Origin of the sequence: Shewanella sp. SM87 (assembly GCF_025653705.1) — a bacterium.
Classification (GTDB): Bacteria; Pseudomonadota; Gammaproteobacteria; order Enterobacterales; family Shewanellaceae; genus Shewanella; species Shewanella oncorhynchi.
Map to the genome: position 1 here is coordinate 1 of NZ_JAKKSC010000046.1, position 24934 is coordinate 24934.

Genomic DNA, 24934 nt, shown 5'->3' on the forward strand with positions numbered 1-24934 from the left:
TAAACCAGGTTCAATCAACCCACACACCACTTTTGAATCAGAAGTTTATGTTCTGTCAAAAGAAGAAGGCGGACGTCACACTCCATTCTTCAAAGGCTACCGTCCACAGTTCTACTTCCGTACAACTGACGTAACCGGTACTATCGAACTGCCAGAAGGCGTAGAGATGGTAATGCCTGGCGACAACATCAAAATGGTAGTGACTCTGATTTGCCCAATCGCGATGGACGAAGGTTTACGCTTCGCAATYCGTGAAGGTGGTCGTACAGTTGGTGCTGGTGTAGTAGCTAAAATCATCGCTTAATTGCGATAGAAATTAGTTTGAAAAGGAAGCTTCGGCTTCCTTTTTTGTTTGAGGGCTGGTTTTATTCACAAATTTGTGTAAAATGCTCGCCACTCTGAAGTTAAATAGTTATTTGATGACTATTTACACAGCGGGCTTGATATCCGGATTTAGATAGGTATAATGGCCCCCTCGTCGACTTAGGTTAACGAATTAAATGATTAGTCGCTGAAGTTAATCATTATCATAGCGGCTCCGATTGGGAGTCGAACGGTTAAATCATCTCGCTCTGCTTTTCTATATTGAAGAAGCTAGAGGGTGATTTTTTATATGTCCATTTTAGGAGCTCTGGTCAATGCAGAACCAAAGAATCCGTATCCGCTTAAAGGGATTTGATCATCGCTTAATTGATCAGTCTACAGCGGAAATCGTTGAAACTGCTAAGCGTACAGGCGCGCAGGTTCGTGGTCCAATTCCACTACCTACTCGCAAAGAGCGTTATACCATTTTGATCTCTCCGCACGTTAATAAAGATGCTCGTGACCAGTACGAATTACGTACACACAAGCGCCTGGTTGACATCGTAGAGCCAACTGAAAAGACTGTTGACGCGTTAATGCGTTTAGATCTTGCGGCTGGTGTCGACGTACAGATTAGCTTGGGTTAATTGAGATCCTAGTAAGAAGAGGTTTGAGAGATGGCTATCGGTCTTATTGGTCGTAAAGTTGGTATGACTCGCATCTTCACTGAAGATGGTGTTTCAATACCAGTTACTGTAATTGAAGTTGCAGGCAACCGTGTTACTCAAGTGAAAACTTTAGAAACTGACGGCTACCGTGCACTTCAAGTTACAACTGGCACCAAAAAAGCCAATCGCATCACTAAACCAGAAGCAGGTCACTTTGCCAAGAGCGGCGTTGAAGCCGGTCGTGGTTTGTGGGAAATGCGTTTGGTAGACGGTGAAGGCGAGGGCATTGAAGTTGGTGCTGAGCTAAATGTTGATATTTTCGCAGACGTAGCGAAAGTTGATGTTACTGGTCAATCAAAAGGTAAAGGCTTCCAAGGCGGCGTTAAGCGTTGGAACTTCCGTACTCAAGATATGACTCACGGTAACTCTTTGTCGCACCGCTCGAATGGTTCTATCGGTCAGAACCAAACGCCTGGTCGCGTATTCAAAGGCAAAAAAATGTCAGGCCATATGGGTGCCGAGCGTGTTACTACTCAAAATCTAGTTGTTGTTCGTGTAGATGTTGAGCGTAACCTGCTACTAGTCCGTGGCGCTGTTCCTGGCGCTACCAATGGCGACTTGATTATCAAGCCTGCCGTTAAAGCTTAAGGTCTGAGGAGATAGTAATGGAATTGGTATTGAAAGACGCGCAAAGCGCTCTTGAAGTTTCCGAAACTACCTTCGGCCGTGACTTTAACGAGGCACTGGTTCATCAGGTAGTTGTAGCATACGCTGCAAACGCGCGTCAGGGCACTCGTGCTCAAAAGACTCGTGCGGAAGTAACTGGCTCAGGCAAAAAGCCTTGGCGCCAAAAAGGAACTGGCCGTGCTCGTGCTGGTTCTGTTAAAGGCCCAATCTGGCGTGGTGGTGGCGTAACATTCGCTGCTAAAACCCAAGATCACAGCCAAAAAGTTAACAAAAAGATGTACCGCGGCGCGCTGAGAAGCATTCTGTCTGAATTGGTACGTCAAGAGCGTTTGGTTATTGTTGAATCTTTCGGTGTTGAAGCTCCTAAAACTAAAGAGCTGAAAGCTAAATTGAAAGCAATGAACCTTGAAGACGTTCTGATTGTGACTGCAGAAGTTGATGAGAACTTATTCTTAGCAGCTCGTAACCTGTACAAGGTTGACGTTCGTGATGTAGCGGGTCTAGACCCAGTGAGTCTGATCGCCTTCAACACTGTGCTTGTGACTGCTGACGCAGTGAAGCAAATCGAGGAGATGCTAGCATGATGATCCGCGAAGAACGTTTGCTAAAAGTTATTCTCGCTCCACATATCTCTGAAAAGAGCACTGTGAACGCTGAGAAGCACAACACTGTTGTTTTCCGCGTAGCTATCGATGCAACTAAAGCTGAAATTAAAGCTGCTGTTGCTAAGCTATTTGAAGTTGAAGTTGATTCAGTTCGCACTTTAGTGAGCAAAGGCAAAACTAAACGCACTGGTGGCCGTACTGGTCGTCGTAGCGATTGGAAAAAAGCCTATGTGACTCTAGCTGCTGGTGCTGACATCGATTTCGTCGGCGGCGCTGAGTAAGCAAAGGAGAATTATCATGGCAGTTATTAAGTGTAAGCCAACCTCTCCAGGTCGTCGCCACGTAGTTAAAGTGGTGAACACTGACCTGCACAAGGGTAAACCTTTTGCTGGCTTGTTGGCGAAAAAATCTAAAAGTGGTGGCCGTAACAATACTGGCCGTATCACTGTCCGTCACGTAGGTGGTGGTCATAAGCAGCATTATCGTCTAATCGACTTCAAACGCGATAAAGATGGTATCCCTGCAAAGATTGAGCGTCTGGAATACGATCCAAACCGTACTGCTAACATCGCGTTAGTATTGTATGCGGATGGTGAGCGTCGTTATATTCTTGCTGCCAAAGGCATGCAAGCTGGCGATAAGATCCAGTCTGGTGTTGCTGCCGAGATCAAAACCGGTAACGCTATGCCACTGCGCAACATCCCAGTAGGTTCTGTAGTTCACGCAGTTGAAATGAAGCCTGGTAAAGGTGCTCAGATCGCTCGTTCTGCAGGTGCTTATGTACAAGTTGTTGCTCGTGATGGCGCATATGCCACTCTACGTCTTCGCTCTGGCGAAATGCGTAAAGTGCCAGTTGATTGCCGCGCGACATTTGGTGAAGTTGGTAATGCCGAACACATGCTACGCCAGTTAGGTAAAGCAGGTGCTAAGCGCTGGAGAGGCATACGTCCTACAGTGCGTGGTGTTGCAATGAACCCAGTAGACCATCCACACGGTGGTGGTGAAGGCCGTACTTCTGGTGGTCGTCACCCAGTGACTCCATGGGGTGTGCCAACTAAGGGTTATAAAACTCGTAGTAACAAGCGCACTGACAAGTACATCGTACGTCGTCGTAATAAATAGTAAGAGGATTCGCCATGCCACGTTCTCTCAAGAAAGGTCCCTTCATTGACCTGCACTTGCTGAAGAAGGTAGAGAAAGCGATGGAAGCCGGTGACAAAAAGCCTATTAAGACTTGGTCACGTCGCTCTATGATCATTCCAAATATGATTGGTTTGACCATCGCTGTCCATAATGGTCGTCAGCACGTTCCTGTGTTCGTAACTGACGAAATGATCGGCCACAAACTTGGTGAATTTTCACCAACTCGCACTTATCGCGGCCATGCTGCAGATAAGAAAGCGAAGAAGCGTTAATACGGGAGGAATAAGATGGAAGTTTTAGCTAAACATCGTTTTGCCCGTACGTCTGCGCAGAAGGCCCGTCTGGTTGCTGATCAAATTCGTGGATTGCCTGTTGCTAAGGCCCTCGAGATTTTGACTTTCAGCCCCAAGAAAGCCGCCGTACTGGTTAAAAAAGTACTTGACTCAGCTATCGCAAACGCCGAACACAACGAAGGCGCGGATATTGATGAGCTTAAAGTCGGAGCCGTCTTCGTAGATGAAGGCCCAACTATGAAGCGTATCATGCCACGTGCTAAAGGCCGCGCTGATCGTATCATGAAGCGTACCAGCCACATTACTGTGGTTGTATCAGATCGCTAGGAGAGAGCAATGGGACAGAAAGTACATCCTAATGGTATCCGTCTGGGTATCACCAAGCCTTGGATCTCTACCTGGTACGCAGATAAATCAGATTACGCAAGTAACCTGAACAGCGACTGGGAAGTGCGTAAGTTTCTTGTAGAGAAATTACAAGCTGCTTCAGTATCTAAGATTGTTATCGAGCGTCCAGCGAAAAGCATCCGCGTTACCATTCACACTGCCCGTCCAGGTGTTGTGATCGGTAAGAAAGGTGAAGACGTTGAAGTATTGCGTGCTGCAGTGTCAAAACTTGCTGGCACTCCTGCTCAAATTAACATCGCTGAGATCCGTAAACCTGAGCTAGATGCCAAGTTAGTTGCTGACTCTATTGCACAGCAATTAGAGCGTCGCGTAATGTTCCGTCGTGCTATGAAGCGCGCAGTTCAAAACGCAATGCGTATTGGTGCTCAAGGTATCAAAGTACAAGTTAGTGGCCGTTTAGGCGGAGCTGAGATTGCGCGCGATGAGTGGTATCGTGAAGGTCGTGTACCTTTACATACTTTGCGTGCTGATATCGACTATTCTACATCTGAAAGTCACACCCAATACGGTGTGATTGGCGTTAAAGTTTGGATCTTCAAAGGTGAAGTTCTAGACGGAATGCTGCCACAGATTGAAGAGCCGAAGCAGCAGCAACCTAAGCGCAAGCCTCGTGGTAAATAGGAGAGCCGGCAATGCTGCAACCTAAACGTATGAAGTTTCGCAAGATGTTCAAAGGCCGCAACCGCGGTCTAGCGAACGGTACCGAAGTTAGCTTTGGTACTTTTGGTCTGAAAGCAGTCGGCCGTGGCCGTTTAACTGCACGTCAGATCGAATCTGCACGTCGTGCCATGACACGTCACATTAAGCGTCAGGGACAAATTTGGATTCGAGTTTTCCCGGACAAGCCGATTACCTCTAAGCCTCTTGAAGTGCGTATGGGTAAAGGTAAAGGTAACGTTGAATACTGGGTATGTCAGATTCAACCTGGTAAGGTTCTTTATGAGATGAATGGTGTTTCTGAAGTGATCGCTCGTGAAGCGTTTGCTTTGGCTGCTGCCAAGCTTCCAATTAAGACTACCTTCGTAACTAAGACGGTGATGTAATGAAAGCGAGCGAACTGAGAGAAAAGAGCGTTGAAGAACTGAACGCTGAACTACTTGGTCTGCTGCGTGAGCAGTTCAACCTGCGTATGCAACACGCCACTGGTCAGTTGACTCAGACTAATCAACTGAAATTGGTGCGCCGTAATATTGCGCGCGTTAAGACCATTATTACTTCTAAGGCGGGTGCATAATGTCTGATAAAATCCGTACTTTGCAGGGTCGTGTAACTAGCAACAAAATGGACAAGTCCATTACTGTTGCTATCGAACGCCAAGTGAAACACCCAATTTATGGGAAATACATTAAGCGTACGACAAAGATCCATGCACATGACGAAACGAATCAGTGCAATGAAGGCGATTTAGTAGCGATTCGCGAATGTCGTCCTTTGTCTAAGACTAAGTCTTGGACCCTGGTTGAAGTAGTATCAAAGGCCTAAGTTAATTAGGTATTTAGGTAAACGGCTCCAGAATGTGGGGCCGTTTGTTTTTTAATACTATACATTCCACTTTTATGGTGTTATATTTGCGCGCCATTTTTGACTAAATTAATAGCAAAAATGAGTGTTTTTATTGTCCCATAGTGGGAATTGTGTAGTAACGATAGCGGAGCACTTAAAATGATCCAAATGCAATCGACTCTTGACGTTGCTTGTAACAGCGGCGCACGCAGAGTTCAGTGTATTAAGGTCTTGGGTGGCTCTCATCGTCGTTATGCCGGTATCGGCGACATCATCAAAGTTTCTGTTAAAGAAGCGATTCCTCGCGCTAAAGCGAAGAAAGGCGATGTGTATAACGCGGTGGTAGTCCGTACTAAGAAAGGCGTACGTCGTCCAGACGGTTCTGTCATTCGCTTCGATCGGAATGCAGCTGTTCTTTTGAACAACAACCTGCAGCCGATTGGTACTCGTATCTTTGGACCAGTGACACGTGAATTGCGTAATGAGCAATTTATGAAAATTGTCTCGCTGGCACCAGAAGTACTGTAAGGAGCTTCAAAATGGCAGCTAAAATACGTCGTGAAGACGAAGTGATTGTATTAGCAGGTAAAGACAAGGGTAAACGTGCAAAAGTTTCTCAAGTCCTTCCTACTGGTAAATTGATTGTTGAAGGCATCAATCTTGTCAAAAAACACCAAAAGCCAAACCCACAATTGGGTGTAGCTGGCGGTATTGTTGAGAAAGAAGCACCGATACAAGCATCAAATGTAGCGATTTTCAACTCTGCCACTGGCAAAGCTGATCGCGTTGGTTTCCGCTTTGAAGACGGCAAAAAAGTTCGTTTCTTCAAATCGAACAGTGAACTCGTTAAGTAATTGGAGTAAACGATGGCGAAACTGCATGATAAATACCAAGAGACTGTTGTCGCTGAACTTGCTAAAAAGTTCGGTTATACCAGTGTCATGCAAGTCCCTCGGATTGAGAAAATCACCCTGAACATGGGTGTTGGCGAAGCTGTTGCAGACAAGAAAATCATGGACCATGCTGTCCGTGATATGACTGCAATCGCTGGTCAAAAGCCAGTTGTGACTGTAGCTCGTAAGTCAGTTGCTGGTTTTAAAATCCGTGAAGGCTACCCTATTGGCTGTAAAGTGACCCTACGCGGTGAGCGTATGTGGGAATTCTTAGAGCGTTTAGTCGATATCGCAATCCCACGTATTCGTGACTTCCGTGGCTTAAGCGCTAAAGCGTTTGACGGCCGTGGTAACTACGCAATGGGCGTGCGTGAGCAGATCATCTTCCCAGAAATCGATTACGATAAAATCGATAAGATTCGTGGTATGGATATTGTTATCACTACTACTGCGAAGAATGATGAAGAAGGTCGTGCTTTGTTAGACGCTTTTAACTTCCCATTCAAGAAATAAGGGTAGCGTAATGGCAAAAACATCAATGAAAGCACGTGAAGCTAAACGTGCACAGCTCGTGGCCAAGTACGCTGAAAAGCGTGCGGCTCTTAAGACTATCATTGCAAGTCCAGCTTCTTCTGACGAAGATCGTTGGGATGCGGTTCTTAAGCTGCAAGCTCTACCACGTGATTCCAGCGCTGCGCGTCAACGCAATCGTTGTAATCAAACTGGTCGCCCTCATGGCTTCTTACGTAAATTCGGCTTAAGCCGTATCAAATTACGTGAAGCAACCATGCGTGGTGAAGTTCCTGGCCTGCGTAAGGCCAGCTGGTAAGCACTTGTCACGGAGTAAGCTAATATGAGCATGCAAGATCCTATTGCGGATATGTTAACCCGTATTCGTAACGGCCAAGCTGCTAACCACGTATCAGTGAAGATGCCTTCAGCTAAGTTGAAAGTCGCAATTGCGAAACTACTTAAAGATGAAGGTTATATTGCTGATTACGCCGTAGCAGATGAAGCCAAGCCTGAACTGGAAGTTACTTTAAAGTATTTCCAAGGCCAACCAGTCGTTGAGACTATCCAGCGTGTAAGTCGCCCTGGTCTTCGTATTTACAAAGGTAAAAACGAACTACCAAAGGTGATGGGCGGTCTGGGTGTCGCAATTGTGTCCACTTCTAAAGGCTTGATGACTGATCGTGCCGCCCGCCTTGCAGGCATGGGTGGCGAGGTTATCTGCTACGTAGCTTAAGGAGCTAGGAATGTCTCGTGTAGCAAAAGCACCAGTATCTATTCCAGCTGGCGTAGAGGTGACCTTGAACGAACAGACCCTTACCGTCAAAGGCGGAAAAGGTAGTCTGACTCGAGTGATCAACAATGCGGTCAATGTTGTTATTGAAGCCGGCGTAGTTAAGTTCCTCCCTGTTGAAGGCGTTGTTAACGCTTGGGCACAGGCTGGTACAACTCGTGCATTAGTAAACAACATGGTTGTTGGTGTATCTCAAGGTTTTGAGCGTAAGTTAAAGTTAGTTGGCGTTGGTTACCGTGCGAAACTCGTCGGTGCTGATATCGACCTTACTTTAGGTTTCTCTCATCCGTTAGTACACAAACTGCCCGCAGGCGTTACTGCAGAGTGCCCTAGCCAAACTGACATCGTCCTACGTGGCGTTGATAAACAGTTAATTGGCCAAGTCGCTGCTGAGATTCGCGGATACCGTCCACCAGAGCCATACAAAGGCAAAGGTGTTCGCTATGACGACGAAGTAGTACGCCGTAAAGAGGCTAAGAAGAAGTAGGTAACGCGATATGGATAAGAAAACATCTCGCTTACGTCGCGCTACTCGCGCTCGTAAGAAGATCCAAGAGCTGGGCGTGAACCGTCTGGTTGTACATCGTACACCGCGTCACATTTATGCTCAGGTGATCAATCCTGAAGCTCAGGTGTTGGCAGCTGCTTCAACCGTAGAAAAAGCGGTTAAAGAGCTACTGAAGAGTACCGGTAACGTAGACGCAGCGAAAGCAGTAGGTAAATTTGTTGCTGAGCGCGCGATCGAAAAAGGCGTAACTTCAGTTGCGTTCGATCGTTCTGGTTTCAAGTATCACGGTCGTGTAGCTGCTTTAGCAGATGCAGCTCGTGAAGCTGGCCTGAAGTTCTAAGGGGTTATAAAATGGCTAAATTAGAAGCTCAGCAAAAAGACGATCTGCAAGAGAAATTAATTGCAGTTAATCGTGTTTCTAAAGTAGTTAAGGGCGGTCGTATCTTTAGCTTCACAGCACTGACAGTAGTGGGTGACGGTAACGGTAAGATTGGCTATGGCTATGGCAAAGCACGTGAAGTTCCAGCCGCGATTCAAAAAGCGATGGAAAAAGCTCGTCGTAACATTGTGACCGTTGAGTTGAATGCAGGTACTCTGCATCACCCAGTTAAAGGTCGTCATACTGGTTCTCTTGTGTACATGCAACCTGCATCACAAGGTACTGGTATTATTGCCGGTGGCGCAATGCGTGCCGTATTGGAAGTAGCAGGCGTGCATAACGTTCTGTCAAAAGCATACGGTTCTACTAACCCGATCAACATCGTTCGCGCGACTGTCGATGCTTTGGTGCACATGAAGTCACCTTCGCAAATCGCAGCTAAGCGTGGCCTGAATGTTGACGAAATTCGGGGGTAATGCACCATGGCAACTAAAACTGTAAAAGTTACTCAAACTAAAAGCGGTATCGGTCGTTTACCGAAGCACCGTGCAACCCTAACGGGTCTTGGTTTGCGTCGCATTGGTCACACTGTTGAATTAGAAGATACTCCTTCTGTTCGCGGTATGATCAACAAGGTCTACTACATGGTTAAGGTGGAGGATTAATACATGCGTTTAAATACTCTATCTCCAGCTGCAGGCTCTAAGCATGCACCAAAGCGTGTAGGCCGTGGTATGGGCTCAGGTCTAGGTAAAACAGCGGGTCGTGGTCATAAAGGCCAAAAGTCTCGCTCTGGTGGCGGTGTACGCCCAGGATTCGAAGGTGGTCAAATGCCACTTAAAATCCGTTTACCTAAATTTGGTTTTACCTCGCGTCGCGCTATGGTAACAGCTGAAGTTCGTGTACTCGAACTGGCAAAAGTTAACGGTGATGTTATCGACTTAAACGCTCTGAAAGATGCGAACGTAATAACTCGCAACATCCAGTTTGCGAAAATTGTTCTTTCAGGTACCATTGAGCGCCCTGTGACTGTTAAAGGTCTGAAGGTAACCAAAGGTGCACGTGCAGCTATTGAAGCTGCCGGCGGTAAGATCGAGGAATAATACGTCGATGGCAAAACCAGGACTTGATTTAAAAAGCGCGAAAGGTGGACTTTCAGAATTGAAAGCTCGCCTCCTGTTCGTGATTGGTGCGATTATCGTCTTTAGAGCCGGTTCGTTTGTGCCAATTCCTGGTATTGACGCAGCTGTATTAGCAGAGCTGTTTGCTCAGCAAAGTGGAACCATCCTTGGCATGTTTAACATGTTCTCGGGTGGTGCCCTTGAGCGTGCCTCTATCTTTGCATTAGGTATTATGCCGTACATTTCGGCATCGATTATCATGCAACTGTTGACTGTCGTACATCCTGCACTCGCTGAATTGAAAAAGGAAGGCGAATCAGGACGTAAGAAAATCAGTCAATATACCAGATGGGGTACCTTAGTGCTGGGTACATTCCAGTCGGTCGGTATTGCAACCGGGTTACCAAACTTAGTGCCAGGCCTTGTGGTCAACATTGGATTTGGATTCTACTTTGTTGCGGTTGTAAGCTTAGTGACAGGAACTATGTTCCTTATGTGGCTAGGTGAGCAAATTACCGAACGTGGTATAGGTAATGGTATCTCGATTTTGATTTTCGCAGGTATTGTTGCTGGATTACCTTCCGCTATCGGCCAAACGGCTGAGCAGGCGCGTCAAGGTGACTTGAATGTGTTAGTATTGTTGTTGCTCGCGGTAATTGTGTTTGCAGTGACTTATTTTGTAGTGTTTGTGGAACGTGGTCAGCGTCGTATAGTCGTTAACTATGCTAAGCGTCAGCAAGGCCGTAAGGTGTTCGCTGCGCAAAGTACCCATCTACCGCTGAAAATAAACATGGCAGGTGTTATTCCGCCAATTTTTGCGTCAAGCATCATTTTGTTTCCTGGAACACTGGCTCAGTGGTTCGGTCAAAATGAGTCCATGTCATGGTTGAGTGATTTTTCACTGGCTGTGTCACCTGGACAACCGCTTTACTCATTATTATATGCAACAGCGATTATCTTTTTCTGTTTCTTCTATACTGCGTTGGTGTTTAACCCACGTGAAACAGCAGATAACTTGAAGAAGAGTGGTGCATTCATCCCTGGGATCCGTCCTGGAGAACAGACTTCGCGTTACATTGATAAAGTTATGACCCGTTTGACATTGGCAGGCGCGTTATACATAACCTTTATCTGCTTAATTCCGGAGTTCATGTTAATTGCGTGGAAAGTACAGTTCTATTTCGGCGGTACTTCACTACTAATTATGGTAGTCGTAATCATGGACTTCATGGCTCAGGTTCAGACGCATATGATGTCTCATCAGTATGAGTCTGTGATGAAGAAAGCTAACCTAGTTAACAAAGCGAATTTAGATCGCTTTGGTCGCTAAGTAGCTTTACGGAGTGATGAAATGAAAGTTCGAGCTTCCGTGAAGAAGATCTGCCGTAACTGCAAGATCGTCAAGCGTAGTGGCGTTGTACGCGTTATCTGTGTTGAACCAAAACACAAACAGCGTCAAGGCTAAAAAGTAATTTGTTCAGCCCATGAATTGGGCTGAACAAAATTTTGTTTGCAAATCTGTCGACTGTCGAGTATCCTTTCGGGCTTTTCGCAGTTGGCCTTTAACTTTAAGGAGTGCATAGTGGCCCGTATCGCTGGCATTAACATTCCTGATCAAAAGCATACAGTCATCGCATTGACTGCAATTTTCGGCATCGGCCGTACTCGCGCTAGAGCAATCTGCGCGGCTACAGCAATCGCTGAAACTGCTAAGATCAAGGAATTGAGCGAAGCTCAAATAGACACACTACGCGAAGAAGTCGCCAAATACCTAGTAGAAGGTGACTTACGTCGTGAGATTTCAATGAACATCAAGCGTCTTATGGATCTTGGTTGTTATCGTGGTCTCCGCCATCGCCGTAGCCTGCCTCTCCGTGGGCAACGTACTAAGACCAATGCGCGTACGCGTAAAGGTCCACGTAAACCTATTAGAAAGTAACGGGAAGGTAAAGCAATGGCTAAAGTTCCGTCACGTTCTCCGCGTAAGCGCGTACGTAAACAGGTTGCAGATGGCATGGCTCATATCCATGCTTCTTTCAACAACACTATTGTCACCATTACAGATCGTCAAGGTAATGCGTTGTCATGGGCTACTTCAGGTGGTTCAGGTTTCCGTGGTTCACGTAAATCTACTCCATTTGCTGCACAGGTGGCTGCTGAGCGTGCAGGTGCTGCTGCTCAAGACTACGGTTTAAAAAACCTTGAAGTGTTTGTGAAGGGTCCAGGTCCAGGTCGTGAGTCAGCCATTCGTGCGCTGAACGCTGTTGGTTATAAAATTACCAACATTACCGATGTGACGCCGATCCCTCATAATGGTTGTCGTCCTCCTAAAAAGCGTCGTGTATAACGCCGTTTCATTAGGATAGTTGGAGAAAGATCATGGCAAGATACTTGGGTCCCAAGCTCAAGCTCAGCCGCCGAGAAGGTACAGACCTTTTCTTAAAAAGCGGTGTGAGAGCAATCGATTCAAAGTGTAAACTGGAAACTGCACCTGGACAACATGGCGCTCGTAAGCCACGTTTGTCAGAGTACGGTACTCAGTTACGCGAAAAACAAAAAGTTCGTCGTATTTACGGTGTGTTAGAAAAACAATTCCGTAACTATTACAAAGATGCTGCACGTACTAAAGGCAACACAGGTGAAAACCTGCTTCAGCTTTTAGAAACCCGTCTTGATAACGTTGTTTATCGTATGGGCTTCGGTGCAACTCGTGCAGAATCACGTCAGCTAGTAAGCCATAAATCTATTATGGTTAACGGTCGTGTTGTTAACATTCCATCATTCAAAGTGTCTGCGAATGATGTTGTGAGCATCCGCGAGAAGTCACGTACTCAAGCTCGTATTAAAGCGGCTTTAGAAGTGGCAGCTCAACGCGAGAAGCCTACATGGGTTGAAGTCGACAACGCGAAAATGGAAGGTGCTTTCAAGCGCGTTCCAGAACGTAGCGATTTGTCTGCGGAAATTAACGAACAGCTGATCGTCGAGCTTTACTCTAAGTAAGGCTAACAAACAAGAGAGGACACAATGCAGGGTTCTGTTACAGAATTTCTTAAACCGCGTCTCGTTGATATCGAGCAGGTTAACTCAACACGTGCCAAGGTTACATTGGAACCACTTGAGCGTGGTTTCGGCCACACTTTAGGTAACGCGTTGCGTCGCATCCTATTGTCGTCTATGCCCGGCTGCGCGGTTACCGAAGTCGAGATTGACGGTGTACTGCACGAATACAGCAGTAAGGAAGGCGTTCAAGAAGATATCCTTGAGATCTTGTTAAACCTGAAAGGGTTAGCAGTGACCATCGAGGGTAAAGACGAGGCTATGCTTACGTTGAGCAAGTCCGGCGCAGGCCCTGTCATCGCAGCAGATATCACGCATGATGGTGATGTCACTATCGTGAATCCTGATCATATTATCTGTCATCTGACAGGTAACAATGATATCAGCATGCGTATTCGCGTTGAGCGTGGTCGTGGTTATGTACCAGCATCTGCTCGTGCACAGACCGAAGACGATGATCGCCCAATCGGCCGCTTGCTGGTTGATGCTTCTTTCTCGCCAGTTGCACGTATTGCCTACAATGTAGAAGCAGCACGTGTAGAACAGCGTACTGACTTAGATAAACTCGTTATCGATATGACCACAAACGGTACTATCGATCCTGAGGAAGCTATCCGTCGTTCTGCAACTATTCTGGCTGAACAGCTAGATGCGTTTGTAGAGTTACGTGACGTGACTGAGCCAGAGCTGAAAGAAGAGAAACCGGAATTCGATCCGATTCTGCTGCGTCCTGTCGACGATTTAGAGCTAACTGTACGTTCGGCTAACTGCTTGAAAGCCGAAGCGATTCATTACATCGGAGATCTGGTACAGCGCACTGAAGTTGAGTTGCTGAAAACCCCGAACTTAGGTAAGAAATCTCTTACTGAAATTAAGGATGTTTTAGCTTCTCGCGGACTGTCGTTAGGTATGCGTTTGGAAAACTGGCCTCCAGCTAGTTTAGCAGACGACCTATAAGTCTCAGGTTTGTACAGATTTAGGTTATAAGGATTAGGTCATGCGCCATCGTAAGAGTGGTCGTCAACTAAACCGTAACAGCAGTCATCGCCAAGCCATGTTTCGCAACATGGCCGGTTCACTAGTTCGTCATGAGATCATCAAGACAACTGTGGCTAAAGCGAAAGAACTGCGTCGCGTAGTTGAGCCTCTGATAACACTTGCTAAGAGTGACAGCGTTGCAAACCGTCGTTTAGCGTTTGCACGTACTCGCGACGCTGAAGTCGTTGGTAAGTTATTTACTGAGTTGGGTCCACGTTACCAGGAACGTCCTGGTGGCTATACCCGTATCCTTAAGTGCGGTTTACGTGCTGGTGATAAAGCCCCTATGGCTTACATCGAGCTAGTTGGTCGCCCAGAAGCTGCTCAAGCTGTTGATGTTGAAGCTGCTGAGTAATTAAGGTTACACTTTTAAAAAGCCGGGCATTAGCCCGGCTTTTTTATGCCTTTTTAACTATTTCACCCAAAGTGTGGTTTTCTCGATTTCTTTTGGGAGGATGATATTCCATTTGGATAAGCCTTTCTGGCTAAACATGTATTTTCCAAGATCATCTGTTACTGGGAAAATATTTTCGGGTTTCTCGCCGCCGAGTATTTTTGTCGCCATATTCGCTGCAATCTTGCCATGATGATAGCCATCGAGAACATAGCCACCAATATTGCCTTCAGCAGAGACACTAAATCCCCAAAACCCAAAATTCGGTACCGGAGTATGTTCAGATATCCATTTTAGGAGCTGATCTGCATCTACTGAGCGATTATCTGCATCTCTAACTGTGTGGTATAGCGCCACGACTATAGCGTTATAACCCTGTTCCTTCGCGGTCAATACATTCCGCTGCCAATCTGTTAGCTGTGACAATTGCACTAAATTAACTTCGATATCGCCTAACATGCTTGAGTGTTGTTTACTGATGTATTCAGCCGCTGAGTCAGAGGTGACTCCTTGGTCGAATAGAACTAAGATTTTTCTATGTACAGTCTGCGGTAGTAAACGTTGAATGAGCAGTAGTGAACGTCGTAGTAGTGGTCTCTCAATGACCCCTGTGAAGCGTTTGTGTTCATTGAGATGATATTCTCTAGGATTCATGTTCACCCCTAAATAGACTACTGGGATTAGGCTGTCATTTAGGCGCTGGTGTAAGAGATTAACCGCATTATCATCGGCGAGAATAACCAATTGAGGTTCTTGTTGTTGAATGTATTTCCATGCTAAGTCAGCTCGTTCAGTAAATTGCTCTTGGGGTAAGCGTTTGGTATCCATCTCGAAATAACTAACATCGTGGTGAGGGCTGAGCGTGTCATAAATCGCTTGATAGTATTCTTGGTCCCATTGATAGCTATGATGGTAGCTTTCGATAACAACAACTTTAGCAGCATTGGCTTCCTGAGAGAGGCCTATCAAGCAGATAATTAGGAAGCTTAGAATGTGTTGCAAATTAGAGTTTAGTTGTCTCATTTGAATCATATGCAATCTTAGGTATTGGCGCTGCCTAGAGTATAGTCCACCTTTAATTGTGCATATTGAGATAATAAAAAAGCCTCACTAGTTATTAAGCTAGGAGGCTTAGTTTGTACGCTATTGCTGATCCATCAATAACCTACTTTGTATCAGGTGCCTTTTGCTGGCTATAATCTAACTTTTCGTGCTTTTGGCCCATGGCTTCAGCGACTTCTGGTGGCATGTAGTTTTCATCATGCTTGGCCAGTACTTCAGTAGCTTCTAGTTTGCCATCAGCACCCAGTACACCCTGAGCAACAATGCCTTGTCCTTCACGGAAAAGATCGGGCAATAGGTCGTCATAAGTGACCAGTACTTCGCCGCCGAGGGAGTCATGCACTGCAAATTCGACATGCAAGCTTTTGGGATCTCGCACCATAGAACCTACCGTCACCATTCCGCCGACACGAATACGTTGGCCAATTTCAGGTTTTACGCCAGTGTCTGTCTTGCCGTGGACAATTTCAGACGGAGTATAGAATAAGTTCAAGTTGGAGTTCAGCGCATAGAGCAAAAGCGAAGTAATCGCAGCAACGCCACCGATTAATGCTACAGCTAATGTCAGTCTTTTTTTGCGTCTTGGGTTCACGATTTAGTACTCCTGGTTTCTTTTAGGCGTTCTTCTCTATCCATCTTCTTCGCGATATCAATTAACACCTTACGCTTTTGGCGTGCGCTGGTAATGATGAGCGTAGAGAGGCAGAAGAAGGTCACTCCGTAGGATAGCCATACATAGAATGCATAGCCGCCCATATTAAAAAAATCACTGATTGAATCGAATTGCATCATTTGACCTCCTCCGCTTTAGCTAGTTCACGGACCCAAGGGCGCATGCCATTTCTTGCTAAAATTTCTGCTCTAAAACGAACAATAGTGATGGCGCCAATCATAAGACCGAAGCCCAGTATGTTAATCAACAGTGGATAGAGCATTTCCGTCGACATTGTCGATTTCTCGGTAATGCGTATTGTCGACGGTTGATGTAATGAGCTCCACCATTCAACAGAGTATTTGATGATAGGAATATTGATCACACCGACGATCGCTAAGATCCCTGCTGCACGAGCTGCGAGCACTTTATCCTCAAATGAGGCATAGAGCGAGATCACACCTAGATATAGGAATAGTAATACCAGCTCAGAAGTTAAGCGTGCATCCCATACCCACCAAGCACCCCACATAGGTTTACCCCATGCCGCTCCAGTAAAGAGTGCGATAAAGGTGATCACTGCGCCAATGGGAGCAATAGATGCTGCAGCCCAGTCGGCAAGTTTTATCTGCCAAACTAGACCGATAAAGGCCGCTGTTGCCATACCCATATAAGCCGCCATTGACATAGACGCGGCAGGAACATGGATAAAGATAATACGGTAGCTATCACCCTGCTGGTAATCCGTCGGCGCGAAGACGAGTCCCCATGTAGTGCCAACAGCAATCAATAGACCAGCTAAGATCGCAAACCATGGAAATAACGTTCCTGATAATTTATATGCGCGTTCAGGATCCGCGTAAGGGTGTAACCATTTCCACATTTTAGTTAGTACTCACTCGCAGAGATGCACCAATTGCAAAAGGTGCTAAGGTTAACGATCCGACCAGCATAGCGCCTATTATAGCGAGCTGACCATCATAGGGTAAATTCATTCCTGCCGCGTCTATAGCACTCGTTGCAAAAATGAGTACTGGGATATATAGGGGCAAAATAAGTAAGCTGAGTAACACGCCGCCTTTTCTTAGACCGACGGTTAATGCCACACCAATAGCACCTAACAGCGACAATACTGGCGTGCCTAGCGCAAGCGTCGAAATTAACGCACCGTAGCTGTTGCCATCTAGATTGAGTAATACCGCTAACAGTGGTGCGATAATAATCAGTGGCACACCAGTTAAAATCCAGTGGGCTAACACTTTAGCTAATACGAGAATGGCTAATGGCTGCGGACTTAACAGCATTTGCTCTAAGCTACCATCACTAAAGTCGGCTTTGAAAAGCCTTTCAAGTGACAACATTGATGCTAATAATGCGGCTACCCAAATTATCCCTGGTGCCACACGTGCTAACATTTGCGGTTCTGGTCCAATCCCCAGCGGAAACAAGGTAACAACCATAATAAAAAATAGTAGTGGGTTAAAAATGTCGCCGCGGTGGCGAATAGCAATTTTAAGATCTCGCTGCAGCAAGGTGAAAAATGCTTGGGTAAAACTGATGCCTCTTTTCATTGAGCCTGACCTTATATGAAGCGATAATCTAGACGAATTTTACGAAGCCTATCATCTGTGATAATGCCCATATCTTGGTGAGTTGTGAGGATCACACAGCCACCATTATCCGCATGCTGAATAAATAACTGCTCCAGTTCTTCGACACCTTTTTTATCGATTGCAGTAAAAGGTTCGTCAAGGATCCAAATTTTACAGTTGCTATGCCACAATCTTGATAGCGCTGTTCTGCGATGCTGGCCTGCGGATAAATGCCCCGCGAGAGCTTCTTCAAAGCCCGTTAAATTGACTTTTGCTAAAATCTCTGACGTATCAAAGTCATCATAACCACTGATTCTTAAATTGAAATTAAGGTTTTCTTCGGCAGTCAGCTCGCATTTCACGCCAGCTAAATGGCCTAAATACAAGAGGTCTTCATTGTATTCATCGCGGCAACGGTTTATGTCTTCATTAATGTAAAAAGTTTGTCCGGCATAGGGGCGAGAAAGGCCCGCCAATATGCGTAATAAACTGGTCTTGCCTGCGCCGTTAGGGCCTTCAATCTGAACAATGTCACCGGCATTTATATCAAAACTTAACTCATCAAAGAGGATGCGTTCTTCGCGGATACAGGTCAGCTTGCTGGCTGACACTAATGTGGTTTCTTTAGTTATATTTGTCACTGAACCCTCTATCTCAAGCCGGAAGGAAACACAAGTCATTCTAACACAAACGTTATTGGGGGTTTACTCTTGGTTTGCACTAGATGTCAGCAATATGATGTGGTTCCAATAACCGCAATATTTATCGAACTTTTTTACGACTTGCTAATATATTAACGAATTTGTCATCCTTGTCGCCTGATTCATTTTGTGTTGAGATTCTAATCACAAAAAGATGAGATTTCTTGAAGTTTGTAGTAATCTTAGTCGGCTATAATGAGTCTGCCTAAGTAAGGGCGGCGCCGAGCTTTGTACGTATTTGCATTAGGAACATTGAACATGAAAAAACTGTTAGCAATGACTGCTGTCGCTGCTTTGACTATGTCAGTTAACGCTTCAGCTCAAGATGCTGAGGCTATTTATAATAAGGCATGTACCGTATGCCACAGTATGGGTGTTGCTGGTGCTCCAAAAGTACACAACGCTGCAGAATGGGAACCACGCTTAGCTAAGGGTGTTGACGCTTTAGTGAAGAGTGTGAAAACCGGTCTGAATGCTATGCCACCAGGTGGTATGTGTACTGATTGTACTGATGATGATTACAAAGCTGCTATCAAATTTATGTCTACAGCTAAGTAATTCTTCAGATATAAAAAAACCGGCGAAAGCCGGTTTTTTTATATCTGCAATTAACTGCGATTTATTGCACTTGGGTATCAAGTACTAGGTTCGCTGTATCGCCTACGGCGACTTTACTGATCTTGCCTTGAATATCACCCGTTTGCGGTTTGATATTACCTTGTTTAGACAGTACAGCAATCACTTCCACATTGGCTGCATCGCTTAACTTCACATCACCACCCATACCGCTGCTGTCATCTAATGTCACTGTAATCGGGAAAGACCTAGCACTGACTTTGGTTGCGGCTAATGGGACTTTAGGTCCTTCAGTTGCACGGGCAAAGATGAAAATGGTGTCTTCTGGACTGGCTTTAGCCGCAAGTTCTGCAGAGATAGATATAGTGACATTGACCGATTTAGCACTCGCTTTGACTTGCTTATGTGCATCATCATTTGGCATGCCAGCGGTTTCCGACTGCATGCGTAAGTTAGCGGTTTCGATTGCATTCATAAGAGCAGCACGATCAACGTCGGCACGACCGCTATCTAAAATCGTTTGCCAAGAGGTGATGGCTTTCTTGTAGTCAGCAGTAAAGAAAGCATCCATACCCACGAGCAGTAGCGTTGAAGGATCTTGGGCATCCATTGCTAAAGACTCATTGATAAGAGCTTGGATTTGCGGTGTCATTTGTTGACCCGCTTTGTAATACATCGCCGTTGCTTTTGGACCGAGCAATTCTGCATGCTTTCCGACTAATTCGATTACTTTATCGAAAGCCGCAATCGCTTTATCGTATTGGTTTGCCGATACATAAGCATGACCTAAGCTAAACCACAGTTGGCTGTTTTCTGGCTCGGCTTTAACTTGAGCTTCCATCATCTGCACGCGTTGCATCATGATTTGAGCCGTATCCATTCCTGCATGTGGATTTGCAGGTTGTTGAGCACTATCAATATTCTCGAAGGCACCTAAGTGTTGATAGAGATAGCCTGAGATAACAATCAAACAAACTGACATGATCGACGGCCACAGAATCGTCTTTGGCTTTATTTGGTTGACCAGTGAATCGTCGTTCGCTTGTTTGATGTCTTGGAGTAGACTGATTTCCAGTTCTTTCTTCAATGCATCAAATTCGGCTTGATCGAGTAGCTCTTCACTTAATTCTTTTTCAAGAACGCCTAAGCGCTCATTGAACAATTCAAGGTTCGTTTGTTTACGAACTCCAGCTTCTTCCGTTTTCAGCAATTTTTGCTGTCTGAAGTGCGGGATCCAAATCAGCATCAGGCCGACTAACATAACAAGCGCAATAAAAATCCAAAATGTCGTCATTGTTTCTATATTCACTTTAGTTTGCAGAAAGCGGAGTAACCGCTAGGCTTGGAAGCAAGATTATACGTAAAGATTGTTCATTGAACAGTAATATAAGGTAATCCCAGTGCTGAAAGCTTATAGTTGGGCACTGGTTCACAAATTGATTCTTCTTGTAAATTTTGTATGAAACTTAAGTGTCATTTGTCGGTCACATGCAGAACTGAGCCTCTTCCGTGACTTTCATCGACCTCTAAAATTGAGAATGAGACAAGTAACCCAGTTTTGTACGAAAGAGGCAGACAGGAACAATAGCAAATACTAAAATGAGCAAAATTTCGTGCATTTGCGTGAATAGCATGTTGTGCGTTGAGATAGAGTCTTTCTAAATCAACATATTATTGAAGACTGAGGAAAACCCATGATCCCAGAACTTGGACACTTTGCGTTGATAATAGGGGTGGCTTTTGCCTTCTTATTAATCAGCGTCCCCCTAATAGGTGTTGCCAGAAAAGACCAATACCTTGTTAGGTACGCTTGGCCATTAACGTACGGAATGTTCTTTTTTATTACCTTATCTGTTGTCGTGCTGGCTTATAGTTTTGCCGTCGATGATTTCTCGGTCGCCTATGTGGCACATCATTCAAATTCTCAGTTACCTATCTTCTTTAAGATCTCGGCCGTATGGGGCGGTCATGAAGGGTCACTGTTATTTTGGGTGTTTGCTTTATCAACTTGGGCGGCTGCGGTTGCCTTGTTTAGCAAAGGTTTAGAAGAAGTGTTTACTGCCCGTGTGCTGGCAGTATTGGCTCTTATTGTGATTGGCTTTAGTTTGTTTATGCTACTCACATCTAGCCCATTTGAACGTTTATTCCCGATCCCAGCCGAAGGTCGTGACTTAAATCCAATGCTGCAGGACGTGGGATTAATCTTCCATCCTCCTATGTTGTACTTAGGTTATGTGGGCTTCTCTGTAAGCTTTGCATTTGCGATTGCTGCGCTGATGAGCGGCCGTCTCGATTCTGCATGGGCTCGTTGGACTCGTCCATGGACATTGGCTGCTTGGACCTTCCTTACGGGCGGTATCGCACTAGGATCTTGGTGGGCTTATTATGAATTAGGCTGGGGCGGTTGGTGGTTCTGGGATCCTGTTGAGAACGCCTCTTTTATGCCTTGGTTAGTGGGTACTGCGCTTGTTCACTCTTTGATTGTGACTGAGAAACGCGGCGCCTTCCGTAACTGGACTGTATTACTGTCTATTTTCGCTTTCTCTTTAAGTTTGCTTGGTACCTTTATTGTTCGCTCTGGTGTATTAACCTCAGTGCATTCATTCGCAGCCGATCCAAGCCGCGGTATGTTCATCCTGTTGTTACTTGGTTTAGCTGTTGGCGGTTCATTAACACTGTTTGCTTTACGTGCCAGTGAAATGAGTAGTCCTGCCCGTTTCGAGCTTAAGTCTAAAGAAACTATGCTCTTAGTGTGTAACGTGCTACTGACAGTTGCCGCAGGTACAGTACTATTGGGTACATTATATCCATTGCTCATCGACGCGCTTGGCATGGGTAAAATCTCTGTTGGACCCCCATACTTTAATGCGGTGTTCGTGCCTATCGTATTAGTGCTATTTGGCTTTATGGGTATTGGTCCAATTATTCGTTGGAAAAAATCGAAAGCGGGCGAGCTTAAGCGTCAGCTATTGATCCCAGCAATGATTGCTGCTGTTATCGGTATTGTGACGCCTTTTATCGTCGATGGTGTATTCAATATTTGGGTTACCTTTGGTATTGCAGCCGCGGCTTGGATTATTCTGGCTACCGCAAGAGCGGCCTATAACATGGTCAAGTCGAAAGAAGGTGATATCAGCATCAGTCGCATGGGCCGTAGTCAGCTTGGTATGATCTTCGCGCATCTCGGTATTGCCGTTTCTGTGATTGGTGCCACTATGGTGTCAAATTACTCGATTGAGAAAAGTGTTCGTATGGGACCTGGTGTAAGCCAAGAGCTCGCCGGTTATACTTTTAAGTATCTCGAGACCAAAAACGTCGTGGGTCCTAACTACACTGCACAGCAGGGACAGATAGAGATCTACAAGGGCGATGAGCTACTGACATTACTAAAACCCGATCGTCGTCAATATAATGTGCGAACTATGGATATGACAGAAGCCGGTATTGACTGGGGTCTATTCCGTGACTTGTACGTGACTATGGGCGATCCTATTACCAGCACTGAATTTGCGGTTCGTTTAAACTATAAGCCGTTCGTGCGTTGGTTATGGTTTGGGGCAATTTTCATGATGATAGGTGGATTCTTCGCTGCATCGGATAAACGTTACCGTGCGAAAGTCACTGCAGCCGTCGCGCCTTTGGCCGAAAAGGCAAAATTGGCAACGGCTCAATAATTGGGGAATGTATGAAGAAGTTGGTTCTGTTTATCCCATTGGTCATATTTCTCGCCATGGGGGTGTTTCTATATAAAGGGTTATTTCTGAATCCGCAGCAATTGGATTCAGCACTGGAAGGGAAGCCTATTCCGGCTTTCCAACTGGAACGCCTAGAAACACCGGCTGAGATAATAACGAATGAGCAATTAAAAGGTAAGGTATCATTACTTAACGTATGGGCGACGTGGTGTCCATCTTGTAAATATGAGCATCCTTTCTTAGTGATGCTAAAACGTAAAAATCTTCTGCCAATTTACGGGATCAACTATCGTGATGAGCGTGTTCCTGCGTTAGAAGAGTTAAAACGTCAGGGCGACCCCTACAACGTTAATATTTATGATAAAGATGGGCGTTTAGGATTAGATCTTGGCGTTTATGGTGCTCCAGAGAGTTTTATTGTTGATCACAACGGTATTATCCGTTTCCGTTATGCAGGTCCAATAGACCAACGCGTATGGAGTGAAACCCTTTACCCTATGATCCAACAATTACAAGCTGAAGCAGCGAAGGATGGCGCAGCATGAGAACGCTGATAAAAATCATAGGTGGTCTAGTGCTGATGTTCAGCATGACGACCGCCGTCATGGCAACACCAGTTGATACTTACGAATTCAAGTCACCTGAAAATCAAAAGCGCGGTTTGTCTTTGGCACATGAACTACGTTGTCCACAGTGTCAAAACCAAAATTTGATCGACTCCAATTCACCCGTTGCTCGAGATCTGCGTCTTGAGGTATTCAAGATGGTTGACGAAGGAAAAGGGGATGATGAGATCATCGAGTTTATGACTAGTCGTTACGGTGAGTTTGTTCTCTATAAACCTAAGATGGAAACCAAGACCTACATTCTTTGGTTAGGTCCTATTGGTTTATTACTTCTGGGTCTAGTGATTGGATTCATCTTCATTCGTAAGCAACGTATTGGCGGTAATGTGCCGAACGAAATTAGCGCAGAAGATCAGCGCGAGTTAGATACCTTGCTAAAGCGCAATACAAAATGAAGCATAAAGTCATAACGGCATTTATGTTGTCATCCATTCTTTCGGTATTTGTTGCTGGGGTCGCGCATGCGTACCCTGGTATGCAGCAAACGGCTAAACCGATGGAATCAACGGTTGATTTGATCAATGTACTGCCAAAGACTTTTCCTATTGAGCCTGTTGCCTTTAATGATGTCGATGGTAAAGCTATCGACTTCAGCCACTTTAAAGGCAAGATCATTATGGTTAACATGTGGGCGACTTGGTGTCCGCCATGCGTCAGAGAGTTGCCTGCAATCGAAAGGTTAGCAACTAAGTTCAAGACTGAAGATTTTGTCGTGCTGCCTATCTCTATTGATGCAGAAGGTAAGCAGCAGGTTCAGCCGTTCTTAAGTTCATTGGGTATGGCGAATTTCAACTCTTACTATGATCAACCACAAAGTCTTGGAAACGTTTTTCCGCTCGACACGATTCCTGCGACCTTTATTCTTGATCAACAGGGTCAATTAATTGCCTTTGTTCGATCCTATGTTGATTGGGATGACGTAAAAGCCGTCTCGCTAATCCAAGGTTTTATCGATAAAGGCAGCAAAAAGCCCAATTAATGGGCACTTTGCATGTAAAATAATCGCCATTGTTTAAAAGATCGCCATGCGATCTTTTTTCATTTAAAAAGCCCTTGCACAAAATCTTCTGCTGCCTATAATGCGCATCCACTGACACGGCAGACAGCGTTAAGCAGGCTGACGAGTTAGGTTAAATTGAGTAGCTTTTAAGCACTTAATTCAACCGCAGCAAGAAGTTGAAAAATACTCCTTGACGCGAAACGGGAAATGCGTAAAATGCACGACCCTGAGCTGATGAAGCATCAGCACGACCCGCCGGCAACGGTATGTGGTCAACGCTCTTTAACAAGATAAAACAAGAAATCTGTGTGGACACTCACAGGTGTTGAGTTAATCGAAACTGCTTAGCCTTCGGGTTGGCAGTCAAAAATTTAAATCAATGTAACAATGAGTGTTCATAGTAATATGTACAGTTTGTTTCTTTAGCTAGAAACAAAAAATCAGAATTCATTGAGCCGCTGAAGTCGTAAGACGGAAGCAACAAAACTTTAATTGAAGAGTTTGATCATGGCTCAGATTGAACGCTGGCGGCAGGCCTAACACATGCAAGTCGAGCGGCAGCACAAGGGAGTTTACTYCTGAGGTGGCGAGCGGCGGACGGGTGAGTAATGCCTAGGGATCTGCCCAGTCGAGGGGGATAACAGTTGGAAACGACTGCTAATACCGCATACGCCCTACGGGGGAAAGGAGGGGACCTTCGGGCCTTCCGCGATTGGATGAACCTAGG

The 24934-nt window shown here is 45.4% G+C and carries 40 protein-coding genes, 1 rRNA gene and 1 pseudogene; 35 read left to right on the plus strand and 7 right to left on the minus strand.

Annotation, left to right across the window (positions count from 1 at the left end; all coding sequences use genetic code 11):
• From tuf to rplQ, 29 genes and pseudogenes are all read left to right on the plus strand, one after another.
• A pseudogene (gene tuf, locus L5M11_RS21955) lies at positions 1-304 on the plus strand (elongation factor Tu); the annotation flags it as partial.
• 334 nt (positions 305-638) lie between these two features.
• Positions 639-950 carry a 30S ribosomal protein S10 gene (rpsJ, locus tag L5M11_RS21960; protein ID WP_006083601.1) on the plus strand — a complete coding sequence of 104 codons (312 nt, stop codon included), beginning with the start codon at positions 639-641 and terminating at the stop codon, positions 948-950.
• A 30-nt stretch (positions 951-980) separates the two neighbouring features.
• On the plus strand, positions 981-1619 hold the full coding sequence (rplC, locus tag L5M11_RS21965) for a 50S ribosomal protein L3 (protein WP_006083600.1): 639 nt from the start codon (positions 981-983) through the stop codon (positions 1617-1619).
• A 17-nt stretch (positions 1620-1636) separates the two neighbouring features.
• Positions 1637-2242, plus strand: a complete 606-nt coding sequence (rplD, locus tag L5M11_RS21970; RefSeq protein WP_113941598.1) for a 50S ribosomal protein L4 — start codon at positions 1637-1639, stop codon at positions 2240-2242.
• The gene (gene rplW, locus L5M11_RS21975; RefSeq protein WP_025008843.1) at positions 2242-2544 is read left to right on the plus strand and encodes a 50S ribosomal protein L23; all 303 of its coding nucleotides are present in this window, start codon (positions 2242-2244) and stop codon (positions 2542-2544) included. Before rplD ends, rplW begins: the two co-directional genes overlap by 1 nt.
• A gap of 16 nt (positions 2545-2560) precedes the next feature.
• The gene (gene rplB, locus L5M11_RS21980) at positions 2561-3385 is read left to right on the plus strand and encodes a 50S ribosomal protein L2 (protein WP_006083597.1); all 825 of its coding nucleotides are present in this window, start codon (positions 2561-2563) and stop codon (positions 3383-3385) included.
• Between the two features lie 14 nt (positions 3386-3399).
• A complete protein-coding gene (rpsS, locus tag L5M11_RS21985) occupies positions 3400-3678 on the plus strand; it encodes a 30S ribosomal protein S19 (protein WP_006083596.1) in 279 nt (92 codons plus the stop codon).
• 15 nt (positions 3679-3693) lie between these two features.
• The gene (gene rplV, locus L5M11_RS21990; protein WP_006083595.1) at positions 3694-4026 is read left to right on the plus strand and encodes a 50S ribosomal protein L22; all 333 of its coding nucleotides are present in this window, start codon (positions 3694-3696) and stop codon (positions 4024-4026) included.
• A 9-nt stretch (positions 4027-4035) separates the two neighbouring features.
• Positions 4036-4728 carry a 30S ribosomal protein S3 gene (gene rpsC / locus L5M11_RS21995; RefSeq protein ID WP_006083594.1) on the plus strand — a complete coding sequence of 231 codons (693 nt, stop codon included), beginning with the start codon at positions 4036-4038 and terminating at the stop codon, positions 4726-4728.
• An 11-nt stretch (positions 4729-4739) separates the two neighbouring features.
• On the plus strand, positions 4740-5150 hold the full coding sequence (gene rplP, locus L5M11_RS22000; RefSeq protein WP_006083593.1) for a 50S ribosomal protein L16: 411 nt from the start codon (positions 4740-4742) through the stop codon (positions 5148-5150).
• Positions 5150-5341: a 50S ribosomal protein L29 gene (gene rpmC / locus L5M11_RS22005; RefSeq protein WP_006083592.1), complete on the plus strand. Its 192-nt coding sequence runs from the start codon at positions 5150-5152 to the stop codon at positions 5339-5341. The genes rplP and rpmC overlap by 1 nt, the downstream gene beginning before the upstream one ends.
• Complete coding sequence (gene rpsQ, locus L5M11_RS22010; RefSeq protein ID WP_006083591.1) at positions 5341-5589, plus strand: 30S ribosomal protein S17; 249 nt, start codon at positions 5341-5343, stop codon at positions 5587-5589. The genes rpmC and rpsQ overlap by 1 nt, the downstream gene beginning before the upstream one ends.
• A 180-nt stretch (positions 5590-5769) precedes the next feature.
• Positions 5770-6138, plus strand: a complete 369-nt coding sequence (gene rplN / locus L5M11_RS22015; protein WP_006083590.1) for a 50S ribosomal protein L14 — start codon at positions 5770-5772, stop codon at positions 6136-6138.
• 11 nt (positions 6139-6149) lie between these two features.
• Entirely contained in the window at positions 6150-6464 is a 315-nt protein-coding gene (gene rplX / locus L5M11_RS22020; protein ID WP_006083589.1) for a 50S ribosomal protein L24, read from the plus strand.
• A gap of 12 nt (positions 6465-6476) precedes the next feature.
• A complete protein-coding gene (gene rplE / locus L5M11_RS22025) occupies positions 6477-7016 on the plus strand; it encodes a 50S ribosomal protein L5 (RefSeq protein ID WP_006083588.1) in 540 nt (179 codons plus the stop codon).
• A gap of 10 nt (positions 7017-7026) precedes the next feature.
• Positions 7027-7332: a 30S ribosomal protein S14 gene (gene rpsN / locus L5M11_RS22030; protein WP_006083587.1), complete on the plus strand. Its 306-nt coding sequence runs from the start codon at positions 7027-7029 to the stop codon at positions 7330-7332.
• A gap of 24 nt (positions 7333-7356) precedes the next feature.
• Complete coding sequence (gene rpsH, locus L5M11_RS22035; protein WP_006083586.1) at positions 7357-7749, plus strand: 30S ribosomal protein S8; 393 nt, start codon at positions 7357-7359, stop codon at positions 7747-7749.
• A 10-nt stretch (positions 7750-7759) separates the two neighbouring features.
• Positions 7760-8293 (plus strand): 50S ribosomal protein L6, encoded by a 534-nt coding sequence (gene rplF, locus L5M11_RS22040; RefSeq protein ID WP_105251036.1) that lies wholly within the window; start codon positions 7760-7762, stop codon positions 8291-8293.
• A 10-nt stretch (positions 8294-8303) separates the two neighbouring features.
• Positions 8304-8654: a 50S ribosomal protein L18 gene (gene rplR / locus L5M11_RS22045; RefSeq protein ID WP_006083584.1), complete on the plus strand. Its 351-nt coding sequence runs from the start codon at positions 8304-8306 to the stop codon at positions 8652-8654.
• 11 nt (positions 8655-8665) lie between these two features.
• On the plus strand, positions 8666-9169 hold the full coding sequence (rpsE, locus tag L5M11_RS22050) for a 30S ribosomal protein S5 (protein ID WP_006083583.1): 504 nt from the start codon (positions 8666-8668) through the stop codon (positions 9167-9169).
• A 6-nt stretch (positions 9170-9175) separates the two neighbouring features.
• On the plus strand, positions 9176-9358 hold the full coding sequence (gene rpmD, locus L5M11_RS22055) for a 50S ribosomal protein L30 (protein ID WP_006083582.1): 183 nt from the start codon (positions 9176-9178) through the stop codon (positions 9356-9358).
• A gap of 3 nt (positions 9359-9361) precedes the next feature.
• Positions 9362-9796 (plus strand): 50S ribosomal protein L15, encoded by a 435-nt coding sequence (rplO, locus tag L5M11_RS22060; protein WP_006083581.1) that lies wholly within the window; start codon positions 9362-9364, stop codon positions 9794-9796.
• Positions 9797-9803: 7 nt separating this feature from the next.
• Positions 9804-11144 carry a preprotein translocase subunit SecY gene (gene secY / locus L5M11_RS22065; RefSeq protein ID WP_007644459.1) on the plus strand — a complete coding sequence of 447 codons (1341 nt, stop codon included), beginning with the start codon at positions 9804-9806 and terminating at the stop codon, positions 11142-11144.
• Between the two features lie 21 nt (positions 11145-11165).
• Complete coding sequence (gene rpmJ, locus L5M11_RS22070) at positions 11166-11279, plus strand: 50S ribosomal protein L36 (RefSeq protein ID WP_006083579.1); 114 nt, start codon at positions 11166-11168, stop codon at positions 11277-11279.
• Positions 11280-11396: 117 nt separating this feature from the next.
• Complete coding sequence (gene rpsM, locus L5M11_RS22075) at positions 11397-11753, plus strand: 30S ribosomal protein S13 (RefSeq protein WP_011787581.1); 357 nt, start codon at positions 11397-11399, stop codon at positions 11751-11753.
• A 15-nt stretch (positions 11754-11768) separates the two neighbouring features.
• Positions 11769-12161, plus strand: a complete 393-nt coding sequence (gene rpsK / locus L5M11_RS22080) for a 30S ribosomal protein S11 (protein WP_006083577.1) — start codon at positions 11769-11771, stop codon at positions 12159-12161.
• A 32-nt stretch (positions 12162-12193) separates the two neighbouring features.
• Positions 12194-12814, plus strand: coding sequence for a 30S ribosomal protein S4 (gene rpsD, locus L5M11_RS22085; protein ID WP_006083575.1), 621 nt, complete (start codon positions 12194-12196; stop codon positions 12812-12814).
• Positions 12815-12838: 24 nt separating this feature from the next.
• Positions 12839-13828: a DNA-directed RNA polymerase subunit alpha gene (locus L5M11_RS22090; protein WP_006083574.1), complete on the plus strand. Its 990-nt coding sequence runs from the start codon at positions 12839-12841 to the stop codon at positions 13826-13828.
• Between the two features lie 40 nt (positions 13829-13868).
• The gene (gene rplQ / locus L5M11_RS22095; protein WP_006083573.1) at positions 13869-14264 is read left to right on the plus strand and encodes a 50S ribosomal protein L17; all 396 of its coding nucleotides are present in this window, start codon (positions 13869-13871) and stop codon (positions 14262-14264) included.
• Positions 14265-14321: 57 nt separating this feature from the next.
• On the opposite strand, the gene L5M11_RS22100 is transcribed toward rplQ, so the two are convergent.
• The 6 genes from L5M11_RS22100 to ccmA all read right to left on the minus strand — a co-directional run bounded on the left by L5M11_RS22100 (position 14322) and on the right by ccmA (position 18250).
• Positions 14322-15326: an ABC transporter substrate-binding protein gene (locus L5M11_RS22100; RefSeq protein WP_263193250.1), complete on the minus strand. Its 1005-nt coding sequence runs from the start codon at positions 15324-15326 to the stop codon at positions 14322-14324.
• 142 nt (positions 15327-15468) lie between these two features.
• Complete coding sequence (ccmE, locus tag L5M11_RS22105) at positions 15469-15957, minus strand: cytochrome c maturation protein CcmE (protein WP_105251038.1); 489 nt, start codon at positions 15955-15957, stop codon at positions 15469-15471.
• Positions 15954-16154 carry a heme exporter protein CcmD gene (gene ccmD / locus L5M11_RS22110; protein WP_105253042.1) on the minus strand — a complete coding sequence of 67 codons (201 nt, stop codon included), beginning with the start codon at positions 16152-16154 and terminating at the stop codon, positions 15954-15956. The genes ccmE and ccmD overlap by 4 nt, the downstream gene beginning before the upstream one ends.
• Positions 16154-16900 carry a heme ABC transporter permease gene (locus L5M11_RS22115; RefSeq protein ID WP_105251039.1) on the minus strand — a complete coding sequence of 249 codons (747 nt, stop codon included), beginning with the start codon at positions 16898-16900 and terminating at the stop codon, positions 16154-16156. Before L5M11_RS22115 ends, ccmD begins: the two co-directional genes overlap by 1 nt.
• Before the next feature lies 1 nt (position 16901).
• The gene (ccmB, locus tag L5M11_RS22120; RefSeq protein WP_006079706.1) at positions 16902-17588 is read right to left on the minus strand and encodes a heme exporter protein CcmB; all 687 of its coding nucleotides are present in this window, start codon (positions 17586-17588) and stop codon (positions 16902-16904) included.
• Between the two features lie 11 nt (positions 17589-17599).
• Positions 17600-18250, minus strand: coding sequence for a cytochrome c biogenesis heme-transporting ATPase CcmA (gene ccmA / locus L5M11_RS22125; RefSeq protein ID WP_131525727.1), 651 nt, complete (start codon positions 18248-18250; stop codon positions 17600-17602).
• A 318-nt stretch (positions 18251-18568) separates the two neighbouring features.
• Here ccmA and L5M11_RS22130 point away from each other — a divergent pair, with 318 nt between their 5' ends.
• On the plus strand, positions 18569-18868 hold the full coding sequence (locus L5M11_RS22130; protein WP_105251041.1) for a c-type cytochrome: 300 nt from the start codon (positions 18569-18571) through the stop codon (positions 18866-18868).
• 61 nt (positions 18869-18929) lie between these two features.
• Here the strand turns inward: L5M11_RS22130 and ccmI are convergent, their stop codons facing one another.
• Entirely contained in the window at positions 18930-20180 is a 1251-nt protein-coding gene (ccmI, locus tag L5M11_RS22135) for a c-type cytochrome biogenesis protein CcmI (protein ID WP_263186775.1), read from the minus strand.
• Positions 20181-20580: 400 nt separating this feature from the next.
• On the opposite strand from ccmI, the gene L5M11_RS22140 reads away from it, so the two are divergent.
• The 5 genes from L5M11_RS22140 to L5M11_RS22160 all read left to right on the plus strand — a co-directional run.
• Complete coding sequence (locus L5M11_RS22140) at positions 20581-22560, plus strand: heme lyase CcmF/NrfE family subunit (RefSeq protein ID WP_263149156.1); 1980 nt, start codon at positions 20581-20583, stop codon at positions 22558-22560.
• 11 nt (positions 22561-22571) lie between these two features.
• Entirely contained in the window at positions 22572-23126 is a 555-nt protein-coding gene (locus tag L5M11_RS22145) for a DsbE family thiol:disulfide interchange protein (RefSeq protein ID WP_105251044.1), read from the plus strand.
• Positions 23123-23602: a heme lyase NrfEFG subunit NrfF gene (gene nrfF, locus L5M11_RS22150; protein ID WP_105251045.1), complete on the plus strand. Its 480-nt coding sequence runs from the start codon at positions 23123-23125 to the stop codon at positions 23600-23602. The genes L5M11_RS22145 and nrfF overlap by 4 nt, the downstream gene beginning before the upstream one ends.
• Positions 23599-24186, plus strand: coding sequence for a TlpA family protein disulfide reductase (locus L5M11_RS22155; protein ID WP_131525726.1), 588 nt, complete (start codon positions 23599-23601; stop codon positions 24184-24186). Before nrfF ends, L5M11_RS22155 begins: the two co-directional genes overlap by 4 nt.
• 510 nt (positions 24187-24696) lie before the next feature.
• Positions 24697-24934, plus strand: a 16S ribosomal RNA gene (locus tag L5M11_RS22160); the annotation flags it as partial.

Excerpts from the sequence above, each read along its gene's own strand:
- rplB (WP_006083597.1), top strand. The coding sequence starts at position 2,561 with ATGGCAGTTATTAAGTGTAAGCCAACCTCTCCAGGTCGTCGCCACGTA.
- rplW (WP_025008843.1), top strand. The coding sequence starts at position 2,242 with ATGATCCGCGAAGAACGTTTGCTAAAAGTTATTCTCGCTCCACATATC.
- rplR (WP_006083584.1), top strand. The coding sequence starts at position 8,304 with ATGGATAAGAAAACATCTCGCTTACGTCGCGCTACTCGCGCTCGTAAG.
- rpsD (WP_006083575.1), top strand. The coding sequence starts at position 12,194 with ATGGCAAGATACTTGGGTCCCAAGCTCAAGCTCAGCCGCCGAGAAGGT.
- rplC (WP_006083600.1), top strand. The coding sequence starts at position 981 with ATGGCTATCGGTCTTATTGGTCGTAAAGTTGGTATGACTCGCATCTTC.
- rpsE (WP_006083583.1), top strand. The coding sequence starts at position 8,666 with ATGGCTAAATTAGAAGCTCAGCAAAAAGACGATCTGCAAGAGAAATTA.
- rpsS (WP_006083596.1), top strand. The coding sequence starts at position 3,400 with ATGCCACGTTCTCTCAAGAAAGGTCCCTTCATTGACCTGCACTTGCTG.
- rpsQ (WP_006083591.1), top strand. The coding sequence starts at position 5,341 with ATGTCTGATAAAATCCGTACTTTGCAGGGTCGTGTAACTAGCAACAAA.
- rplF (WP_105251036.1), top strand. The coding sequence starts at position 7,760 with ATGTCTCGTGTAGCAAAAGCACCAGTATCTATTCCAGCTGGCGTAGAG.
- nrfF (WP_105251045.1), top strand. The coding sequence starts at position 23,123 with ATGAGAACGCTGATAAAAATCATAGGTGGTCTAGTGCTGATGTTCAGC.
- L5M11_RS22100 (WP_263193250.1), bottom strand. The coding sequence starts at position 15,326 with ATGAGACAACTAAACTCTAATTTGCAACACATTCTAAGCTTCCTAATT.
- rpsH (WP_006083586.1), top strand. The coding sequence starts at position 7,357 with ATGAGCATGCAAGATCCTATTGCGGATATGTTAACCCGTATTCGTAAC.
- rpsC (WP_006083594.1), top strand. The coding sequence starts at position 4,036 with ATGGGACAGAAAGTACATCCTAATGGTATCCGTCTGGGTATCACCAAG.
- rpmC (WP_006083592.1), top strand. The coding sequence starts at position 5,150 with ATGAAAGCGAGCGAACTGAGAGAAAAGAGCGTTGAAGAACTGAACGCT.
- rplE (WP_006083588.1), top strand. The coding sequence starts at position 6,477 with ATGGCGAAACTGCATGATAAATACCAAGAGACTGTTGTCGCTGAACTT.
- rpmD (WP_006083582.1), top strand. The coding sequence starts at position 9,176 with ATGGCAACTAAAACTGTAAAAGTTACTCAAACTAAAAGCGGTATCGGT.
- rplV (WP_006083595.1), top strand. The coding sequence starts at position 3,694 with ATGGAAGTTTTAGCTAAACATCGTTTTGCCCGTACGTCTGCGCAGAAG.
- L5M11_RS22130 (WP_105251041.1), top strand. The coding sequence starts at position 18,569 with ATGAAAAAACTGTTAGCAATGACTGCTGTCGCTGCTTTGACTATGTCA.
- secY (WP_007644459.1), top strand. The coding sequence starts at position 9,804 with ATGGCAAAACCAGGACTTGATTTAAAAAGCGCGAAAGGTGGACTTTCA.
- ccmD (WP_105253042.1), bottom strand. The coding sequence starts at position 16,154 with ATGCAATTCGATTCAATCAGTGATTTTTTTAATATGGGCGGCTATGCA.
- ccmB (WP_006079706.1), bottom strand. The coding sequence starts at position 17,588 with ATGAAAAGAGGCATCAGTTTTACCCAAGCATTTTTCACCTTGCTGCAG.
- rpsN (WP_006083587.1), top strand. The coding sequence starts at position 7,027 with ATGGCAAAAACATCAATGAAAGCACGTGAAGCTAAACGTGCACAGCTC.
- rplN (WP_006083590.1), top strand. The coding sequence starts at position 5,770 with ATGATCCAAATGCAATCGACTCTTGACGTTGCTTGTAACAGCGGCGCA.
- L5M11_RS22145 (WP_105251044.1), top strand. The coding sequence starts at position 22,572 with ATGAAGAAGTTGGTTCTGTTTATCCCATTGGTCATATTTCTCGCCATG.
- rplP (WP_006083593.1), top strand. The coding sequence starts at position 4,740 with ATGCTGCAACCTAAACGTATGAAGTTTCGCAAGATGTTCAAAGGCCGC.
- rplQ (WP_006083573.1), top strand. The coding sequence starts at position 13,869 with ATGCGCCATCGTAAGAGTGGTCGTCAACTAAACCGTAACAGCAGTCAT.
- L5M11_RS22115 (WP_105251039.1), bottom strand. The coding sequence starts at position 16,900 with ATGTGGAAATGGTTACACCCTTACGCGGATCCTGAACGCGCATATAAA.
- L5M11_RS22090 (WP_006083574.1), top strand. The coding sequence starts at position 12,839 with ATGCAGGGTTCTGTTACAGAATTTCTTAAACCGCGTCTCGTTGATATC.
- rpmJ (WP_006083579.1), top strand. The coding sequence starts at position 11,166 with ATGAAAGTTCGAGCTTCCGTGAAGAAGATCTGCCGTAACTGCAAGATC.
- L5M11_RS22140 (WP_263149156.1), top strand. The coding sequence starts at position 20,581 with ATGATCCCAGAACTTGGACACTTTGCGTTGATAATAGGGGTGGCTTTT.
- rplO (WP_006083581.1), top strand. The coding sequence starts at position 9,362 with ATGCGTTTAAATACTCTATCTCCAGCTGCAGGCTCTAAGCATGCACCA.
- rpsJ (WP_006083601.1), top strand. The coding sequence starts at position 639 with ATGCAGAACCAAAGAATCCGTATCCGCTTAAAGGGATTTGATCATCGC.
- rpsK (WP_006083577.1), top strand. The coding sequence starts at position 11,769 with ATGGCTAAAGTTCCGTCACGTTCTCCGCGTAAGCGCGTACGTAAACAG.
- L5M11_RS22155 (WP_131525726.1), top strand. The coding sequence starts at position 23,599 with ATGAAGCATAAAGTCATAACGGCATTTATGTTGTCATCCATTCTTTCG.
- rplX (WP_006083589.1), top strand. The coding sequence starts at position 6,150 with ATGGCAGCTAAAATACGTCGTGAAGACGAAGTGATTGTATTAGCAGGT.
- rplD (WP_113941598.1), top strand. The coding sequence starts at position 1,637 with ATGGAATTGGTATTGAAAGACGCGCAAAGCGCTCTTGAAGTTTCCGAA.
- ccmI (WP_263186775.1), bottom strand. The coding sequence starts at position 20,180 with ATGACGACATTTTGGATTTTTATTGCGCTTGTTATGTTAGTCGGCCTG.